Annotated in this window: 16 protein-coding genes and 1 pseudogene; 10 read left to right on the top strand and 7 right to left on the bottom strand. The window is 67.0% G+C overall.

The window, feature by feature from the left end; genetic code table 11:
* Entirely contained in the window at positions 1-984 is a 984-nt protein-coding gene (locus Q331_RS0113205) for a cyclodeaminase (RefSeq protein WP_026381076.1), read from the bottom strand.
* Positions 975-1,958: a hydroxyectoine utilization dehydratase EutB gene (eutB, locus tag Q331_RS21555; protein ID WP_034492122.1), complete on the bottom strand. Its 984-nt coding sequence runs from the start codon at positions 1,956-1,958 to the stop codon at positions 975-977. Before eutB ends, Q331_RS0113205 begins: the two co-directional genes overlap by 10 nt.
* Positions 1,959-2,186: 228 nt before the next feature.
* Here eutB and ehuB point away from each other — a divergent pair, with 228 nt between their 5' ends.
* The 7 genes from ehuB (at position 2,187) to Q331_RS0113165 (ending at position 7,444) form a co-directional block, all read left to right on the top strand.
* Positions 2,187-3,050 carry an ectoine/hydroxyectoine ABC transporter substrate-binding protein EhuB gene (gene ehuB / locus Q331_RS0113195; RefSeq protein WP_026381075.1) on the top strand — a complete coding sequence of 288 codons (864 nt, stop codon included), beginning with the start codon at positions 2,187-2,189 and terminating at the stop codon, positions 3,048-3,050.
* Positions 3,051-3,131: 81 nt separating this feature from the next.
* Positions 3,132-3,857: an ectoine/hydroxyectoine ABC transporter permease subunit EhuC gene (gene ehuC, locus Q331_RS0113190; protein ID WP_034492119.1), complete on the top strand. Its 726-nt coding sequence runs from the start codon at positions 3,132-3,134 to the stop codon at positions 3,855-3,857.
* A complete protein-coding gene (gene ehuD, locus Q331_RS0113185) occupies positions 3,854-4,522 on the top strand; it encodes an ectoine/hydroxyectoine ABC transporter permease subunit EhuD (RefSeq protein WP_026381073.1) in 669 nt (222 codons plus the stop codon). Before ehuC ends, ehuD begins: the two co-directional genes overlap by 4 nt.
* On the top strand, positions 4,522-5,325 hold the full coding sequence (ehuA, locus tag Q331_RS0113180) for an ectoine/hydroxyectoine ABC transporter ATP-binding protein EhuA (protein ID WP_051631138.1): 804 nt from the start codon (positions 4,522-4,524) through the stop codon (positions 5,323-5,325). The genes ehuD and ehuA overlap by 1 nt, the downstream gene beginning before the upstream one ends.
* Entirely contained in the window at positions 5,322-6,053 is a 732-nt protein-coding gene (locus tag Q331_RS21550; RefSeq protein WP_034492117.1) for a GntR family transcriptional regulator, read from the top strand. Before ehuA ends, Q331_RS21550 begins: the two co-directional genes overlap by 4 nt.
* The gene (doeB, locus tag Q331_RS0113170) at positions 6,050-7,057 is read left to right on the top strand and encodes a N(2)-acetyl-L-2,4-diaminobutanoate deacetylase DoeB (RefSeq protein ID WP_026381071.1); all 1,008 of its coding nucleotides are present in this window, start codon (positions 6,050-6,052) and stop codon (positions 7,055-7,057) included. Before Q331_RS21550 ends, doeB begins: the two co-directional genes overlap by 4 nt.
* A 126-nt stretch (positions 7,058-7,183) precedes the next feature.
* Positions 7,184-7,444, top strand: a complete 261-nt coding sequence (locus tag Q331_RS0113165) for a hypothetical protein (protein ID WP_026381070.1) — start codon at positions 7,184-7,186, stop codon at positions 7,442-7,444.
* Positions 7,445-7,518: 74 nt separating this feature from the next.
* Here the strand turns inward: Q331_RS0113165 and Q331_RS0113160 are convergent, their stop codons facing one another.
* Genes Q331_RS0113160 through Q331_RS0113150 form a run of 3 tightly spaced genes read right to left on the bottom strand, consistent with a single transcriptional unit; the run spans position 7,519 to position 9,986 of the window.
* Entirely contained in the window at positions 7,519-8,496 is a 978-nt protein-coding gene (locus Q331_RS0113160) for a quinone oxidoreductase family protein (RefSeq protein WP_026381069.1), read from the bottom strand.
* Positions 8,493-9,224, bottom strand: a complete 732-nt coding sequence (locus Q331_RS0113155; RefSeq protein WP_026381068.1) for a TerC family protein — start codon at positions 9,222-9,224, stop codon at positions 8,493-8,495. Before Q331_RS0113155 ends, Q331_RS0113160 begins: the two co-directional genes overlap by 4 nt.
* A 15-nt stretch (positions 9,225-9,239) precedes the next feature.
* Positions 9,240-9,986, bottom strand: coding sequence for a CDP-alcohol phosphatidyltransferase family protein (locus tag Q331_RS0113150; protein WP_210164958.1), 747 nt, complete (start codon positions 9,984-9,986; stop codon positions 9,240-9,242).
* 235 nt (positions 9,987-10,221) lie between these two features.
* Between Q331_RS0113150 and Q331_RS0113145 the strand changes: the two genes are divergently transcribed.
* The gene (locus Q331_RS0113145; protein WP_026381066.1) at positions 10,222-11,409 is read left to right on the top strand and encodes an FAD-dependent monooxygenase; all 1,188 of its coding nucleotides are present in this window, start codon (positions 10,222-10,224) and stop codon (positions 11,407-11,409) included.
* Here the strand turns inward: Q331_RS0113145 and Q331_RS0113140 are convergent.
* Entirely contained in the window at positions 11,406-12,371 is a 966-nt protein-coding gene (locus tag Q331_RS0113140) for an AEC family transporter (protein WP_026381065.1), read from the bottom strand. The genes Q331_RS0113145 and Q331_RS0113140 overlap by 4 nt on opposite strands.
* A 160-nt stretch (positions 12,372-12,531) precedes the next feature.
* Here Q331_RS0113140 and Q331_RS21545 point away from each other — a divergent pair, with 160 nt between their 5' ends.
* Together Q331_RS21545 and hspQ are read left to right on the top strand one after the other, a co-directional pair.
* Complete coding sequence (locus Q331_RS21545; RefSeq protein ID WP_051631137.1) at positions 12,532-13,458, top strand: lysophospholipid acyltransferase family protein; 927 nt, start codon at positions 12,532-12,534, stop codon at positions 13,456-13,458.
* Between the two features lie 43 nt (positions 13,459-13,501).
* A complete protein-coding gene (gene hspQ, locus Q331_RS0113130) occupies positions 13,502-13,831 on the top strand; it encodes a heat shock protein HspQ (RefSeq protein ID WP_210164957.1) in 330 nt (109 codons plus the stop codon).
* 66 nt (positions 13,832-13,897) lie between these two features.
* Here hspQ and Q331_RS21540 read toward each other — a convergent pair.
* Positions 13,898-14,210: pseudogene (locus tag Q331_RS21540) on the bottom strand (IS5/IS1182 family transposase); the annotation flags it as partial.

The raw sequence follows: 14,210 nt of genomic DNA, 5'->3' as shown, positions 1-14,210 counted from the left end.
TCAGCCTATCAAGGTGCCGAAGCCGCGCTGGGTGGCGAGGCGGAAGGCGTGGCTGGCGATGGCGGTATCCTGCACGCCGGTGCCGGTGAGGTCGCAGACGGTCACTTCGGCCTCGTCCCTGCGGCCGGGCTTGTCGCCGGCGCAGATTTGGCCGAGCTCGGGCGGCGCGAAATCCTCCTCAATCGCTCCGGCGGCACGGGCGGCGCGCATCTCGCCGAGGAGGAGCGACTGGCTCACCCGGTCGCAGACGAAACGGTCGGCGCAGGCGATGATCTGCGGGTCGAGCTCGTTCTTGTCCGGGGCGTCGGACCCCATGGCGGTGATGTGCAGGCCCTCGTGCAGCCATTCGGACCTGATCAGCGGCGTGCGCGAGGGCGTTGCCGTCACCACGCATTGCGCCGACCGGACGACCTCCTGCGGGCTAGCGGCGATGTCGACCGGAAGGCCAAGCGCCTCGCCCATCCTGGCGGCATAGGCCTTGGCGCTGGCGTCGTTTCGTGCCCAGACCAAGAGGCGCTCGAAGTCGCGCTCCAGACGCAGCGCCTTCACCTGCAATTCGGCCTGAAGCCCGGCGCCGATGACGCCGGCGGCGCGAACTTTCCTCGGCGCCAGATGCCTGGCGGCGACGGCCCCGGCGGCGGCGGTGCGGATATCGGTGAGATAGCCGTTATCGAGAAGAACGGCGGCAAGCAGACCGGTATCGGCGTCGAAGAGCAACATCAGGCCGTTGAGGCTCGGCAGGCCGCGCTTGGGATTGTCGAAGAAGCCGGGGCTGACCTTGACGGCGAAATGGGCAAGGCCCGGCACATAGGCCGTCTTCACATCGACCTCGCCGTGCTTTTGCGCGATCGCCATCGACAGGATCGGCGGCATGACGACATCACCCCCGGCGAGGGCGCGGAAGGCGCCTTCCACGACCTCGACGGCCTTGGCATCGAGGCCGACGCACTCGCGCAGCTCCGTTTCGGTCAGGATCAGCGGCACGGCTCCTCCTCGACGCCCGGCGCCGCCACGATCGCGGCGAAGCGGTTCATGTCGACATTGCGCCCGGACACGACGATGGCGACGTTGCGGCCGAGGCCGGCCAGATGCGGCTCGGCAAGAAGCGCGACGCCGATGGCGCCCGCCCCCTCCGCCACCCAGCCCTCCTCCAGGAACAGGCTGCGCATCGCCGCGGCGATCTTCGCCTCCGAGACGAGCACCACCGCGTCGACGAGATGGCGCACCATCTGGAAGGTGTGACGGTTGGCAAGGCCGATGCCGCCGCCGAGCGAATCGGCGAGCGAGGCCGTCTCCTCCACCTGCACCGGATGGCCGGCGGCGAGGCTCGCCTGCATTGCCGCGCCTTTCTCCATGGAGACGCCGATGACGCGAACCGCGGGCGAGGCGGTCTTCAGGGCAAGGGCGATCCCGGCGATCAGCCCGCCGCCGGAAAGCGGCACCAGCGCCGTGTCGATCTCGGGAAAATCCTCCAAAAGCTCCAGGCCGATCGTGCCCTGTCCGGCGATGACGTCGGGATGGTCGAAGGGCGGGATCTCGGCGAGCCCCTCCGCGGCGACCAGCCGGTCGACCTCCTCCTGCGCCTCGTCCTGGCTCCTGCCGACGATGCGCGCCTGCGCGCCCAGCGCGCGGATGGCGGCGAGCTTGTTCCGCGGCACCAGCTCCGACATGCAGATGATCGCCGAAACGCCGAAGCGGCGCGCGGCGAAGGCCACGGCGCGGCCATGATTGCCGGTGGAGGCGCAGACGACGCCGCGGGCTCTTTCCTGCTCAGACAGGCCGGCAAGCGCGCTCGCGGCCCCGCGCAGCTTGAAGGCACCCGTCGGCTGCGTCGTCTCCAGCTTCAGCCGAACTTCGCGGCCGCTCGCCGCCGAAAGCACCGGAGCAGGCACGAGCGGGGTACGGATGGCCACATCCTCGATGGCACGGCGCGCGCGATAGATCGCCTGAAGCTGCATCAGACGAAGATATCACCGCTGTTGTGTACATGAGCGCGATCCATCGCGTCATCTTCCCTTCCAATCGCGCCATTTTGGTCGCGACTATCGGCAGATGTACACAACCCTTGATCCTCGCCCGCCTTTGCGGCACGTTGGCCGCAAGCCTTCACGCAAGGGCGGCCTCGCCCCACGGTTCGGCAAGGCGTCCGCTGAAAGGCTCTCAGAACAAGCAGCGGAGGAACATCCATGACAACGCTATCCGGCCTTACCCGTCGCACGCTCGTGGCCCTCGCGGCCGGCGCGACCTTCTTTGCCGGCGCACAGATCGCCGTCGCGCAGTCGACGCTGGAGAAGGCCAAGGAGCAGGGCTTCGTGCGCGTCGGCTTCGCCAACGAGGCGCCCTATGGCTATGCCACGCCGGACGGCAAGCTGACCGGCGAATCGCCCGAAGTGGTGAAGGCCGTGCTCGCCAAGATGGGCATCGAGGAGGTCGACGGCGTCCTCACCGAATTCGGCTCGCTGATCCCGGGCCTGCAGGCCGGCCGCTTCGACATCATCGCCGCCGGCATGTTCGTCAATCCCAAGCGCTGCGAGCAGATCCAGTTCTCCGAGCCCACCTACGGCATCGGCCAGGCCTTCCTGGTCAAGGAAGGCAATCCGAAGAGCATCGCCGATTATGCGACGATTGCCGACAATTCCGAGTTGAAGCTCGCGGTGATGGCCGGTGCGGTGGAATCGGGCTACGCGGAGGCTTCCGGCGTCGCCGACGACCAGCTCGTCATCCTTCCCGATCAGTCGAGCCTGGTGAAGGCCGTGCAGGCCGGCCGCGCCGATGCGGCGGCGCTGACGGCGCTGTCGATCGCCGACATGGCGTCCAAGAACGACGGCGTGGAATCGACCAAGCCCTTCGGCACCGTCGCCGGGGAATCGGTCGTCGGCCACGGCGCCGTCGGATTCCGCAAGGAAGACACCGAGCTCTACGAGGCCTTCAACGCGGAGCTGAAGAACTTCATCGGCAGCGAAGAGCATATCGCCCTGGTGGAGCCCTTCGGCTTCGGGCGGGACTACCTGCCGACCAAGACCACGGCGGAGCTCTGCGCCGGCGAATGAGCCTTACGCGCCCCGCCTCTCGGCGGGGCGCTTTTTTCGAGCGACCCGTCCACACAGAACTGACGCAGAAGGGCTGAGAACATGCCGCTCCGCTCGCTCGTCGTCTCCGTCATCCTCGCCTTCACCGCCGGCCTCGTCGTGGCGAGCTTTGCCGGTTTCCGCGAATTCCTGCCCGGCCTTCTGCAGGGCGCCCTCGTCACCATCCAGATCACCGTCGGCGGCTCGGTCCTCGCCGTCATCGCCGCCTTCATCGCCGCTATCGGCAAGATGTACGGGCCGTGGCCGGTGCGCTGGCTGGCGGTCGGTTATATCGAGGTCTTCCGCGGCACCTCCGCGCTGGTGCAGCTCTTCTGGCTGTTCTTCGTGCTGCCGCATTTCGGCATCCTCCTGGAGCCGCTCACCGTCGCGATCCTGGCGCTGGGGCTGAATGTCGGCGCCTACGGGGCGGAGGTGGTGCGCGGGGCCATCCAGTCGGTCGCCAAGGGCCAGTGGGAAGCGGCGACGGCCCTCAATATGGGCCGGCTGACGGCGCTGCGCCGCATCATCATCCCGCAGGCCTTCGTGCGCATGATCCCGCCCTGGGGCAATCTCTTCATCGAGCTGTTGAAGGCGACGGCGCTGGTCTCGCTGATCACCATTTCCGACCTCGCCTTCAAGGCGCAGCAGATCAACCAGACGACATTCCGCACGGTGGAGATCTTCACCATCGTCCTGGTCTTCTATCTGGCCATCGCCTCCCTCATCACCGTCGCCATGCGCGCCCTTGAGGAGCGCGCCGCGGCCGGCATCTCGCGGGGCCGCTCATGAACGAGATCTGGGACTGGGCCTATACGTGGGAGATCCTGCCCATCCTCGCGCGCGCCTCGCTGGTGACCATCCAGGCCACCATCCTCGGCTTCATCCTGGCGGCGACGCTCGGGCTTGTCTTCGCCATCCTCAGAATGTCGCAGTCGCCGTGGATATCGCTTCCCGTCGCCGGCTTCGTGGAGTTCATCCGCTCCACGCCCCTGCTCATCCAGATCTTCTTCATCTTCTTCGTCTTCCCGGAATTCGGCATCGTGCTTTCGGCGCTGACGGCCGGCATCCTGGCGCTCGGCCTGCATTACGGCACCTATTGCTCGGAGGTGTATCGCGCCGGGCTCGCCAATATCCCGCGCGGGCAATGGGAAGCCTCCACGGCGCTCAACCTTTCCGGCTACCACACCTTCAAGGACGTCATCATCCCGCAGGCGATCCCGCCGGTGGTGCCGGCGCTCGGCAATTATCTCGTCGCGCTCTTCAAGGAGACGCCGCTGCTTTCCGCCATCGCCGTCCTGGAACTGATGCAGACGGCGAAGATCCTCGGATCTGAGACTTTCCGCTACACCGAGCCGATCACCCTTGTCGGCATCTTTTTCCTTGTCTTCTCCCTGGTGACGGCGGCGCTCCTCCGCCAGGTGGAAGGCTGGCTCAAACGACGCGGAGGCGGCTGATGCGCGAGACGAACGGTTCGGCGGGCGAGGCCATGCCGATGGTGCGCTTCGACCATGTGACCAAGGCCTATGGGAGCCTCACCGTCCTCAACGCGCTCAATCTCGACGTGGCGCATGGCGAGAAGGTCGCCATCATCGGCCCCTCCGGCTCCGGCAAGACCACGGTGCTGCGCATGCTGATGACGCTGGAGCGGATCAACGACGGCGTCATCTATGTGGAGGGCGAGCCGCTCACCCATATGGAGCGCGGCGGCAAGCTGGTGCCGGCCAATCAGCGCCATCTCAGGCGCCTGCGCGGCAAGATCGGCATGGTCTTCCAGCACTTCAATCTCTTCCCGCATATGAATGCCTTGAAGAACTGCGTGGAAGCGCCTGTAACGGTGCTGAAAATGCCGCGTCGCGAGGCGGAGGAGCGGGCGACGGAGCTGTTGGAAATGGTCGGCCTCGGCGACAAGCTCGGCCACTATCCGAGCCAGCTTTCCGGGGGCCAGCAGCAGCGCGTCGCCATCGCGCGCGCCCTCGCCATGCGTCCCAAGATCATGCTCTTCGACGAGGTGACCTCGGCGCTCGATCCGGAGCTCGTCGGCGAGGTGCTGAACGTCATCCGCAAGCTCGGCGCCGAGCACGACCTCACCATGCTGATGGTCACCCACCAGATGGGATTCGCCAAGGAATTCGCCGACCGGGTGTGCTTCTTCTATGCCGGCAAGATCGCCGAGGAAGGGCCGCCGGAGGAAATCTTCGCCAATCCCAAGAACGAGCGCACGCAGCAATTCCTCAGCGCCGTCCTGGAGGCGACATGACGGTTTCCGAACGCCGAACCACCGCGCGGCGCGACAAGCCGCCGAGCCTTGCGCGCGAGCGCTTCGAGCGCATCTACAAGACCTTGCGCGACCGTATCTGCCTTCTGGAATATCCGCCCGGCTCAAGGCTTTCGGAGGAAGAGCTGGCGGAAGAGTTCCATATCAGCCGCACGCCCGTGCGCCGCGTGCTGACGCGGCTTGAGGCGGAGGGGCTGGTGGAGGTGCGCCACGGCGTCGGCACCATCATCACCGATGTCGATATCTGCGCCCTCAGCGAGGTCTACCGCCTGCGTCTGGAGCTGGCGGTGTTGATGGGCCGCCTTTCGCCCCTGCCCCGCAGCGAGGCCGACCTTGCCCGCATCCGGGCGCTGATCGCCCGCTGCGAGGGGCTGGAGAGCGCGCCCCAGCACAAGCAATTCGCCCGCCTCAACATGGATTTCTTCTCCGAGGTCAACGCCATGACGGGCAACCAGCCGCTGCGCGAGATCGCCGAGCGGCTCTACTTCCAGACCTCGCGCATCGTTCTGAAGCTCCTGCCGCAGCTCAATCTGGCGGAGGAATTCACCGCCTTCCGCCGCGAGATGGAGGACACCTTGAAAGCCATGGAGCTCGGCGATCTTGCTTCCGTCGGCCATATCCACCGCGCCCATATCGCCATGAGCTTTCAGCGCATGATGCGCTATGCCGGCGGTGTCGGCGATGCCGGCGCGCGCGCGGAGACGAAATGAGCGCGCATCGCGCCAGCTCCATCGTCGCGAGCGTCGATTTTGACGCCGACGGCATCCAGCGCGGGCATCTGCGCCTGCCTTTCAGCCGCAACGAATCGGCCTGGGGCAATCTGATGATCCCCATCGCGGTCATCGGCAACGGGCGCGGGCCGACGGCGCTTTTGACCGGCGGCAGCCATGGCGACGAATACGAGGGGCCGATCGCGCTCGCCGAGCTCGCCCGCAAGCTGTCGCCCGATGAGGTGAGCGGGCGCGTCGTCATCCTGCCCTTCATGAACTATCCGGCCTTCCGTGCCGGCACACGCCTGTCGCCCATCGACGGCGGCAACCTCAACCGCCTCTTCCCCGGCCGGCCGGACGGCGCCATCACGGAGAAGATCGCCGATTACGTGGAACGCGTGCTCCTGCCGATGGCCGATATCGTGCTCGACTTCCATTCCGGCGGCAGGACGCTCGATTTCCTGCCCTTCGCCGCGTGTCATGTCCTCGACGACAAGGAGCACGAGGCGCGCTGCCGCGAGGCGCGCGACGCCTTCTCCGCCCCCTATTCCATGACCATGCTGGAGATCGACGCCGCCGGCATGCTCGACAGCTCGGCAGAGGCGCTGGGCAAGGTCTTCGTGACCACCGAGCTCGGCGGCGGCGGCACGGCGAGCGCGCGCACCGTCAAGATCGCCAAGCGCGGCGCCCGCAACGTGATGAAGCACGCCGGCATCCTCTGCGGCGAGATCGAGCGGGGGCCTTCCGTCCTGCTCGACATGCCCGGGCCGGAATGCTTCTCCTTCGGCGACAGCGAGGGCTTCGTGGAGCCGGCCGTCGATCTCGGCGCGCGGGTGAAGAAGGGCGATCTTCTCCTGTGTGTCCATCCGCATGGCCATCTGGGCGAACGGCCGCGCGAATACCGCGCCGGGCTGAGCGGCATCCTCGCCGCCCGGCATTTTCCCGGCCTCACGGCGCCCGGAGATTGCCTCGCCGTCGTCGCCGTGCCGCAAGAAGGCGGCTGAGGCCTCCGTTCGGCGCACGAAACGTCCTGTGACGGAGCGCACATCCGGCCTTCCCCCCCTCGCCTAGTCTAACCTCAACGCCGACGCGATGTCGGAGCCGAAGAGACGGAGCGAGGAGCCGTAACGATGGAAAGCCGCACCTTCACCACCACCGCCATCATCGTCGCTACCCTTCTCATGGCGACGGCGCTCATCGCCGCCTCCATGATCCTGCCCAAGCCCGCCTCCGCCGGCTACGGCTTCGGCGCGCCGGTCACCAAGACGGCGGAGCGTCTTGCCCCGGTCGACCAGCGCGTGGAGCTCGTGGCGCTCAGCGCCTGCGTCAACGCCGAGCCGCGGCACGCGGGCGAGGCACGCCGCACCGTGCTCGCCAAGGCCGCCTGCTGATCTTTCGAAGTTTCCTCCGGCCAGACTGCCGGGCCGCAAGGCCCGGCTTTTTTCTTGGCCGCCGCGGCGCGATGTCAGGGAATGAGGACGGAAGCGCCGGTGGTGCGGCGTCCCTGCAGCGCGCGGTGCGCCTCGGCGGCGTCCTTTAGGGGAAATTCCTGGTTGATCTCGATCTTCACCGCGCCCGAACCGACGACATGGAAGAGATCGTCGGCCATCGCCTGCAGGTTCCCAGGATCGGAGATATAGGTGAAGATCGTCGGCCGGCAGGCATAGAGCGAGCCCTTCTGGGCCAGAGGCGCCAGGTTGAAATCGGTGATCGGGCCGGAGGACTGGCCGAAGGAAACCCACATGCCGCGCGGCTTCAGGCAGTCCAGCGAGCCCGGATAGGTGTCCTTGCCGACCGAATCGTAGACGACATCGCAAAGCCTGCCGTCGGTCAGCTCCCTCACCCGCGCGACGAAATCCTCCTGGCGGTAGTCGATGGCGTGGTCGCAGCCATGGGCGCGGGCAAGCGCGGCCTTTTCTTGCGAGCCGACCGTGCCGATGACGGTGGCGCCGAGATATTTGGCCCATTGGCAGGCGATAAGCCCGACCCCGCCGGCGGCGGCGTGGAAGAGGACGGTCTGGCCATTCTCCACCTTGAAGGTCTGGCGCAGAAGATATTGCGCGGTCAGCCCCTTCAGCATCATCGCCGCGGCCTGTTTGAAGTCGATCCCGGCCGGCAGCTTGACGAGGCTCGCCGCCGCGATCAGCCGCTCGCCGGCATAGGCGCCGAGCGGCCCGACATAGGCGACGCGATCTCCGGGCTGAAAGCCGGCAACGCCCGGCCCGACGGCAACGACGGTGCCCGCACCCTCGTTGCCCGGAACGAAGGGCAGGCCGGCCGGAGCGGGATAAAGGCCGGAGCGGAAGTAGGTGTCGATGTAGTTGAGGCCGATCGCCTCCTGGCGGAGCCTCACCTCGCCCTCGCCCGGCTCGCCGACCTCCATTTCCTCGACTTTCAGCACCTCCGGCCCGCCGGTCTCGCGCACCCGCACCGCGATGGTCATGCCGCTTCTCCCGCTGCTCGTCGCCGACGCCGCCGCGCCAGAACGTTGAAGATCTCCACGATCGCCGCGAAGGCCATGGAGAAGTAGATGTAGCCGCGCGGGATATGGAAGCCCAGGCCGTCGGCGATCAGCGCCACGCCGATGAGAAGCAGGAAGGCGAGCGCCAGCATCTTGGTCGTCGGGTTGTGCTTGATGAATTCCGCGATCGGCCCGGAGGCGAGATACATGACGATCATGGCGACGACGACGGCCGCCACCATCACCTCCACGTGCTCGGCCATGCCGATGGCGGTGATGATGGAATCGACGGAGAACACCATGTCGATGACGACCACCTGGGCGATGACGCCGGCGAAGCTCGCCGTCGCCTTGCGCGTCAGCCCGGCCTCCTCGTGCTCGATCTCGTTGTGGATCTCCTTCGTCGCCTTGACGAGCAGGAAGAGCCCGCCGGCCAGAAGGATGATGTCCCGCCAGGATATCTCCTGGCCGAAGGCGGTGAGGAGCGGCGCCGTCAGCCCGATGATCCAGGACAGAACCAGAAGCAGGAGCAGGCGGAACAGCAGCGCCAGGGCGAGGCCGATCTGGCGGGCGCGCGTCGCCGCCTTCTCCGGCAGGCGGCTGACCACCACGGAGATGAAGACGATGTTGTCGATGCCCAGAACGATCTCCATGACGCACAAGGTCACGAAGCTCGCCCAGACTTGAGGGTCCGTCAGAAGCTCAAGCACGTGGCTGTCTCTCCATCATCGCGAAGGGGAAAGCCGCGCCAGCAGCTGCTGCAGCGCGGCGACGCCGAGAAGGTAGAAGCTGGTGAGAAGAAGCAGGAGCTCGGCAACGCCGTTATCGGCGAAGGCCGTGGCCACGAGATAGGCCGCCGCCAGCAGCCACAGCACCATGACGCAGAGCGTCAGCGTCCGCCATCTCGTCACCCGCACCGGATGCACGAAGTTGATCGGCAGGAAGGTGACGACGGCCAGAAGCGCCGTCGCGGCGAGCGTGATGGCCGGCGGCGGCTGGACGGCGAAGATGACGAAGACGGCAAGGTTCCAGGCGGCGGGAAAGCCGCGGAAGGAATTGTCCGGCTCCTTCATGCGCGTATCGGCGAAATAGAGCGCGCCCGTCACCACCACGGCGCCGGCCGCCAGGATGCCGGTGAAGGTCCCGAGGCCGCAGCCGCTGGCAAGGATGATGGCCGGCACGAAGACATAGGTCGTGTAGTCGATGACGAAATCGAGGGCGCTGCCGTCCCAGCGCGGCAGACGGGCGCCGACATCGTATTTGCGCGCGATGGGACCGTCGAGCGCGTCGACGATGAGGGCGATCCCGAGCCAGGTGAAGGCGGCGCGCCAGGCGCCCTGGCTCGCCGCCAGCGTGGCCAAGAGCGCCAGGGCCGCGCCGCTGGCGGTCAAAAGATGGATGAGGAATAACGAGGCGCGGCTGCGCGTATCGTCCCGGTGCTGGCGGGCCTCCACGGGCCTTGTTCCGTTCAAGACTGGCGGTTCCTTATCCTCGCATCGCCCCCGCGGGCCATCCTGCCGCACAGCGGGCCTGCCGGCGAGGCATTGCCTCGTTTGCCCGGGCCTATGCAAGCTCTTTGCACGAGCAGAGCCTCCCGGACAGGAAATATCCGCCTTGCGCGCCAAAGAAAGGCGCCTGGGCGGTGGAAGGTTGCCGCGCGCGGCGATAAATGTTTGGCGAAGGGTTGCGAAGGGGAGAGCGAGGCGCATGGGCGGAGCGAGCGCGTCCAAGAGCGAGCGGTTCGAGGTCTGCGTCGTCGGCGGCGGCGCGACGGGCTGGGCGGCGGCGCTCATCTGTGCGGCGGCAGGCCGGGAAACGGCCATCCTCGCCCCGCCCGCGGATTTTCCGCTGGGACGCACGGCGGCGCTGTTCGCCGGCGCCGTGGAGCTCTTGGATTGGCTCGGCGCCATGGCAGAGTTGCGGCCAGCCGCGGCCCGGCTGGAGGCGATGCGCCTCATCGACGATACTGGCCGGCTTCTGCGCGCGCCGGAGGTCACCTTCTACGCCTCGGAGATCGGCCTCGACGCCTTCGGCTACAACATCGTCAACCGCCGGCTGGTGGAATCGCTGTCGGGCCTTGCGCAGAAGGAGCCGAAGATCACCCATTTGGAGGAGCCGGCGGCCGAGCTTGCCTTCGGCGAGGACGAGGCACGGCTGACGACGCGAAGCGGCGCGCGTATCGCCGCGGAGCTCGTCGTCGGTGCCGATGGCAGCCGCTCCCTGGTTCGCGAGCGCGCCGGCATCGGCATGCGGCGCACGCGCATGGCGCAGTCGGCGCTGGTGACGACGCTCTCCACCGACTTCGAGCACCGCTTCATTTCCACGGAATTCCACAAGGCGCACGGCCCCTTCACGCTGGTGCCGATGCCCGGCAGCCATGTCAGCCTCGTCTGGGTGGAACGGCCGGTGGAGGCAACGCGGCTTTGCCAGGTCCCGGAAGAGGAGTTCGCCGAGGCCGCCGAAGAGGCGGCGCATTCGCTCTTGGGGCCGATGCGGCTGACCGCGCCGCGCGTCAGCTATCCGCTCTCCGTCGGCCTTGCCGACCGCTTCGCGGCGGCGCGGGCGGTGCTGATCGGCGAGGCGGCGCATGTCTTCCCGCCCATCGGCGCGCAGGGTCTCAATCTCGGCCTCAGGGACGTGGAGGCGCTTAAGGACCTCCTGGCAAGCCGGCGCGGCGCGCTCGGGCCGGATGTGGCGGAGGAGTTCCACCGCCTGCGCCAGGCCGATATCAGAAGCCGGACCCTTGCCGTCGACCTTCTCAATCGCTCGCTTTTGACCGGCATGCTGCCGGTGCAGGCATTGCGGGCGATCGCCCTTTCGGCCGCCGGCGGCTTCGCCCCCTTCCGGCGCTTCCTCATGCATCAAGGCCTGGCGAAGACGTTTCGCGAGATCTAACGCCCGAACGGATCGGCCGGCAGGGCGCCGGTGCTGACGAGATAGAGAACCAGGCTCACCGTCACCACCGAGGCGGCCGTGCCCAGAAGGATCGCCGAGGAGCCGCGCAGCACGTAGATGCGGTATTGCGTGGCGATGACGTAGATCGTCGCCGCCGGCGGCAAGGAGGCCATCAACACGCCGGTATAGATCCAAACGGGATCGAGCCCGCCGATCCAGGTGAGAAGCAGATAGGCCAGGATCGGGTGCAAGATGAGCTTGATGGCGATCAGCACCGGCAATTCGCCGGGCACCCGCTCCAGCGGGCGCAGCGCCACGGTGACGCCGAGGGCAAAGAGCGCGCAGGGCGCGGCGGCGTTCTGAAGCAGCGTCAGCAGCCGGTCGACCGCTTCGGGCGGGCGCACTTCCAGCGCCGCGCCGATGACGCCGGCTATCGTCGCCAGGATGAAGGGATGCAGGAGCACCTTGCGCGGAATGGCAAGGAGCGTGCGCCGCAACGGCTGATGGCTCGCCCCGGCGAGCGCCATCATCAAGGGCGCCAGGGTGAAGACCAGCGTCACGTCGAAGCAGAAGATCAGCGCCGCCGGCACCGCCGCCTTCGGCCCGAGCGCGACGAGGGCGAGCGGCGGGCCCATATAGCCGACATTGCCGTAGCCGCCGACGAGGCCCTGCACGGTCGCTTCGGGAATGCGCCCCCCGCCCGTCAGGACAGCGTAGACGAAGGCAAAAGCAAAGGCGGTATAGGTGGCGAAGGTGGTGGCGAAGATGAAGCTGAAATTGGCGAGCTCTTCGATCGGCGTCTTGGAGATGAGCTGGAAGAACAGCGCCGGCAGGGCGAAATAGATGACGAAGATGTTGAGCCAGGCGAGCGCCTTCTCTTCCTCTCGCCAGATCCGGCCCGCCACGTAGCCGAGAAAAATCAGCCCGAAAAAGGGCAACGCAAGGCCGATCACGTCGCTCATGGCGCGAGGCCGCTCTCCTTCTTTTTCCTTATCGGCCAGGCGCACGCAGGGACGCCCGGTTGCATCCTTTCACGAGCTTCGCTAAGCCCACGCCGACCCTGCGGGGCTAGACGGTTTGCCCCCGTCGCGTCAATCGCAGGCTTCTGGCCCGGTCCTAGCGATGACGCCCCGCCGCACCCTCCCGTTGACGCGCAAGCTGCGCTATCGGCTCGAGCATGCCGTGCTCGTGACGGTGGCGACGATATTGCGCGCCTTGCCGCTTGACTTCGCCTCACGGATGATGGGCCGTCTGTGGCGGGTGGCGGCGCCGAAGACCCGGCGGCACGAGCGGGTGCTGCGCAACCTCGCCATCGCCTTTCCGAAGATGAGCCTTGGCGAGCGCGAGGCGATCGCGCGCCAGCAATGGGACAATCTCGGACGCACCTTCGCGGAGAGCTTCTCCATCGACCGGCTGGTTGAGAGCGGGCGTGTGCGTCTGCATGTCGATCCAGAGCTGGAGCGGCGGGTAAGGTCCCGCGAGCACGGCACGGTGGTGGTCGCGATGCATTCGGCGAACTGGGAGATCGCCGCCTTCGCCATCCCTCCGCAAGCGGAGGCGGTCGGCCTCTACCAGGCACTGAAGAACCCCTATTCGGATGCCTACATCACCGGCAAGCGGCGCAAGGTCTTCCCCGGCGGGCTGTTGGCGAAATCGCATTCGGCGCCGCGCAAGGTGATGGAGCATGTGCGGGGCCGCAAGGCCGTCGCCTTTCTCGCCGATCACCGCGAAGGCAAGGGCATTCCCGTCAGCTTCTTCGGCGCCCCGACGACCGCCAACCCGTTTCCCGCCATGGTGGCGCGGCGCCTGCGCGTGCCAATCGTCGCCGGCCGGGTCATCCGCGAGCGCGGTGCGCGCTTCGTCGTGGAAGCGATTGAGCTCAGCTATCCGGTGAGCGAGGATCCGAGTGCGGATGTGGCCGCCCTCACCCAGACCATCCAAGCGACCTTCGAGGCCTGGATTCGCGAAAGGCCGGGCGAATGGATGTGGGTGCACGACCGCTGGAAGGGCTACGAGGCTGCGGCGAGGCGTGGCGGGGACACAGCTTGACATTTCTCCAAGCTGCACGAATTTTCCCGCCATGGGCCAAAGCATGAGCGCGATGAAGTCGGCAAAGTTCAAGATCGGGGATGTAGTCAAGCACCGCTTCTTCCCCTTTCGCGGCGTCATCTTCGACGTCGATCCGGTGTTCAGCAACACCGAGGAATGGTATCTGGCCATCCCGCGCGACATCAGGCCGACCAAGGACCAGCCCTTCTATCACCTTCTGGCGGAGAACGCGGAGACCGAATACGTCGCCTATGTCTCGGAGCAGAACCTTTTGCCCGACGATAGCGGCGAGCCGGTGCGCCATCCGCAGATCGCGGAGTTCTTCACCTCCTTCGAGAACGGCCAGTATCTCATGCGCGAGGCGCCACACTGAGCACCACGCTCAGCCTGGCGCGAGGCCGGGAATGGCCACGCCGAAGACCTGCACCAGAGTTGACTGTTAAGAAGCCGTCTGGAGCGCGGTTTTGGGGCCAATGGCTTTTGCAAAGGCCTCCAGGATGAGGCGCAAGAGAAGCCTCAGCCAGCGGAGGATGAGGCGGAAGTTGTAGCCGGCGGCGGTGAGGACGGCATTGGCGTGGTCGCCGTGGCGTCCCTTGAGGAAGTTGCGGCCCATGTGGCCGTCGGTCTTGAGGTGTCCGATAACGGCCTCGATGGCGGATCGTCTTCTGAGCTCCTTCTTGATGGCCCCGAACACGCCCCGCTTCTGCCCGGAGCGGAAGACGCCGAGCGGCCTTGGCGCATCGTGGCCGCGG

Source organism: Afifella pfennigii DSM 17143 (assembly GCF_000688515.1).
Lineage (GTDB): Bacteria > Pseudomonadota > Alphaproteobacteria > Rhizobiales > Afifellaceae > Afifella > Afifella pfennigii.
This window is presented reverse-complemented; position numbering and strand designations above follow the sequence as displayed.

What these genes read in the sequence shown, in the direction of transcription:
- Q331_RS0113160 (WP_026381069.1), bottom strand. Translation starts at nt 8,496, where the DNA reads ATGACCATCGCGGTGCGGGTGCGCGAGACCGGCGGGCCGGAGGTGCTG.
- hspQ (WP_210164957.1), top strand. Translation starts at nt 13,502, where the DNA reads ATGAGCGCGATGAAGTCGGCAAAGTTCAAGATCGGGGATGTAGTCAAG.
- ehuD (WP_026381073.1), top strand. Translation starts at nt 3,854, where the DNA reads ATGAACGAGATCTGGGACTGGGCCTATACGTGGGAGATCCTGCCCATC.
- Q331_RS0113140 (WP_026381065.1), bottom strand. Translation starts at nt 12,371, where the DNA reads ATGAGCGACGTGATCGGCCTTGCGTTGCCCTTTTTCGGGCTGATTTTT.
- Q331_RS21550 (WP_034492117.1), top strand. Translation starts at nt 5,322, where the DNA reads ATGACGGTTTCCGAACGCCGAACCACCGCGCGGCGCGACAAGCCGCCG.
- eutB (WP_034492122.1), bottom strand. Translation starts at nt 1,958, where the DNA reads ATGCAGCTTCAGGCGATCTATCGCGCGCGCCGTGCCATCGAGGATGTG.
- Q331_RS0113165 (WP_026381070.1), top strand. Translation starts at nt 7,184, where the DNA reads ATGGAAAGCCGCACCTTCACCACCACCGCCATCATCGTCGCTACCCTT.
- ehuB (WP_026381075.1), top strand. Translation starts at nt 2,187, where the DNA reads ATGACAACGCTATCCGGCCTTACCCGTCGCACGCTCGTGGCCCTCGCG.
- ehuA (WP_051631138.1), top strand. Translation starts at nt 4,522, where the DNA reads ATGCGCGAGACGAACGGTTCGGCGGGCGAGGCCATGCCGATGGTGCGC.
- Q331_RS21545 (WP_051631137.1), top strand. Translation starts at nt 12,532, where the DNA reads ATGACGCCCCGCCGCACCCTCCCGTTGACGCGCAAGCTGCGCTATCGG.
- doeB (WP_026381071.1), top strand. Translation starts at nt 6,050, where the DNA reads ATGAGCGCGCATCGCGCCAGCTCCATCGTCGCGAGCGTCGATTTTGAC.
- ehuC (WP_034492119.1), top strand. Translation starts at nt 3,132, where the DNA reads ATGCCGCTCCGCTCGCTCGTCGTCTCCGTCATCCTCGCCTTCACCGCC.
- Q331_RS0113145 (WP_026381066.1), top strand. Translation starts at nt 10,222, where the DNA reads ATGGGCGGAGCGAGCGCGTCCAAGAGCGAGCGGTTCGAGGTCTGCGTC.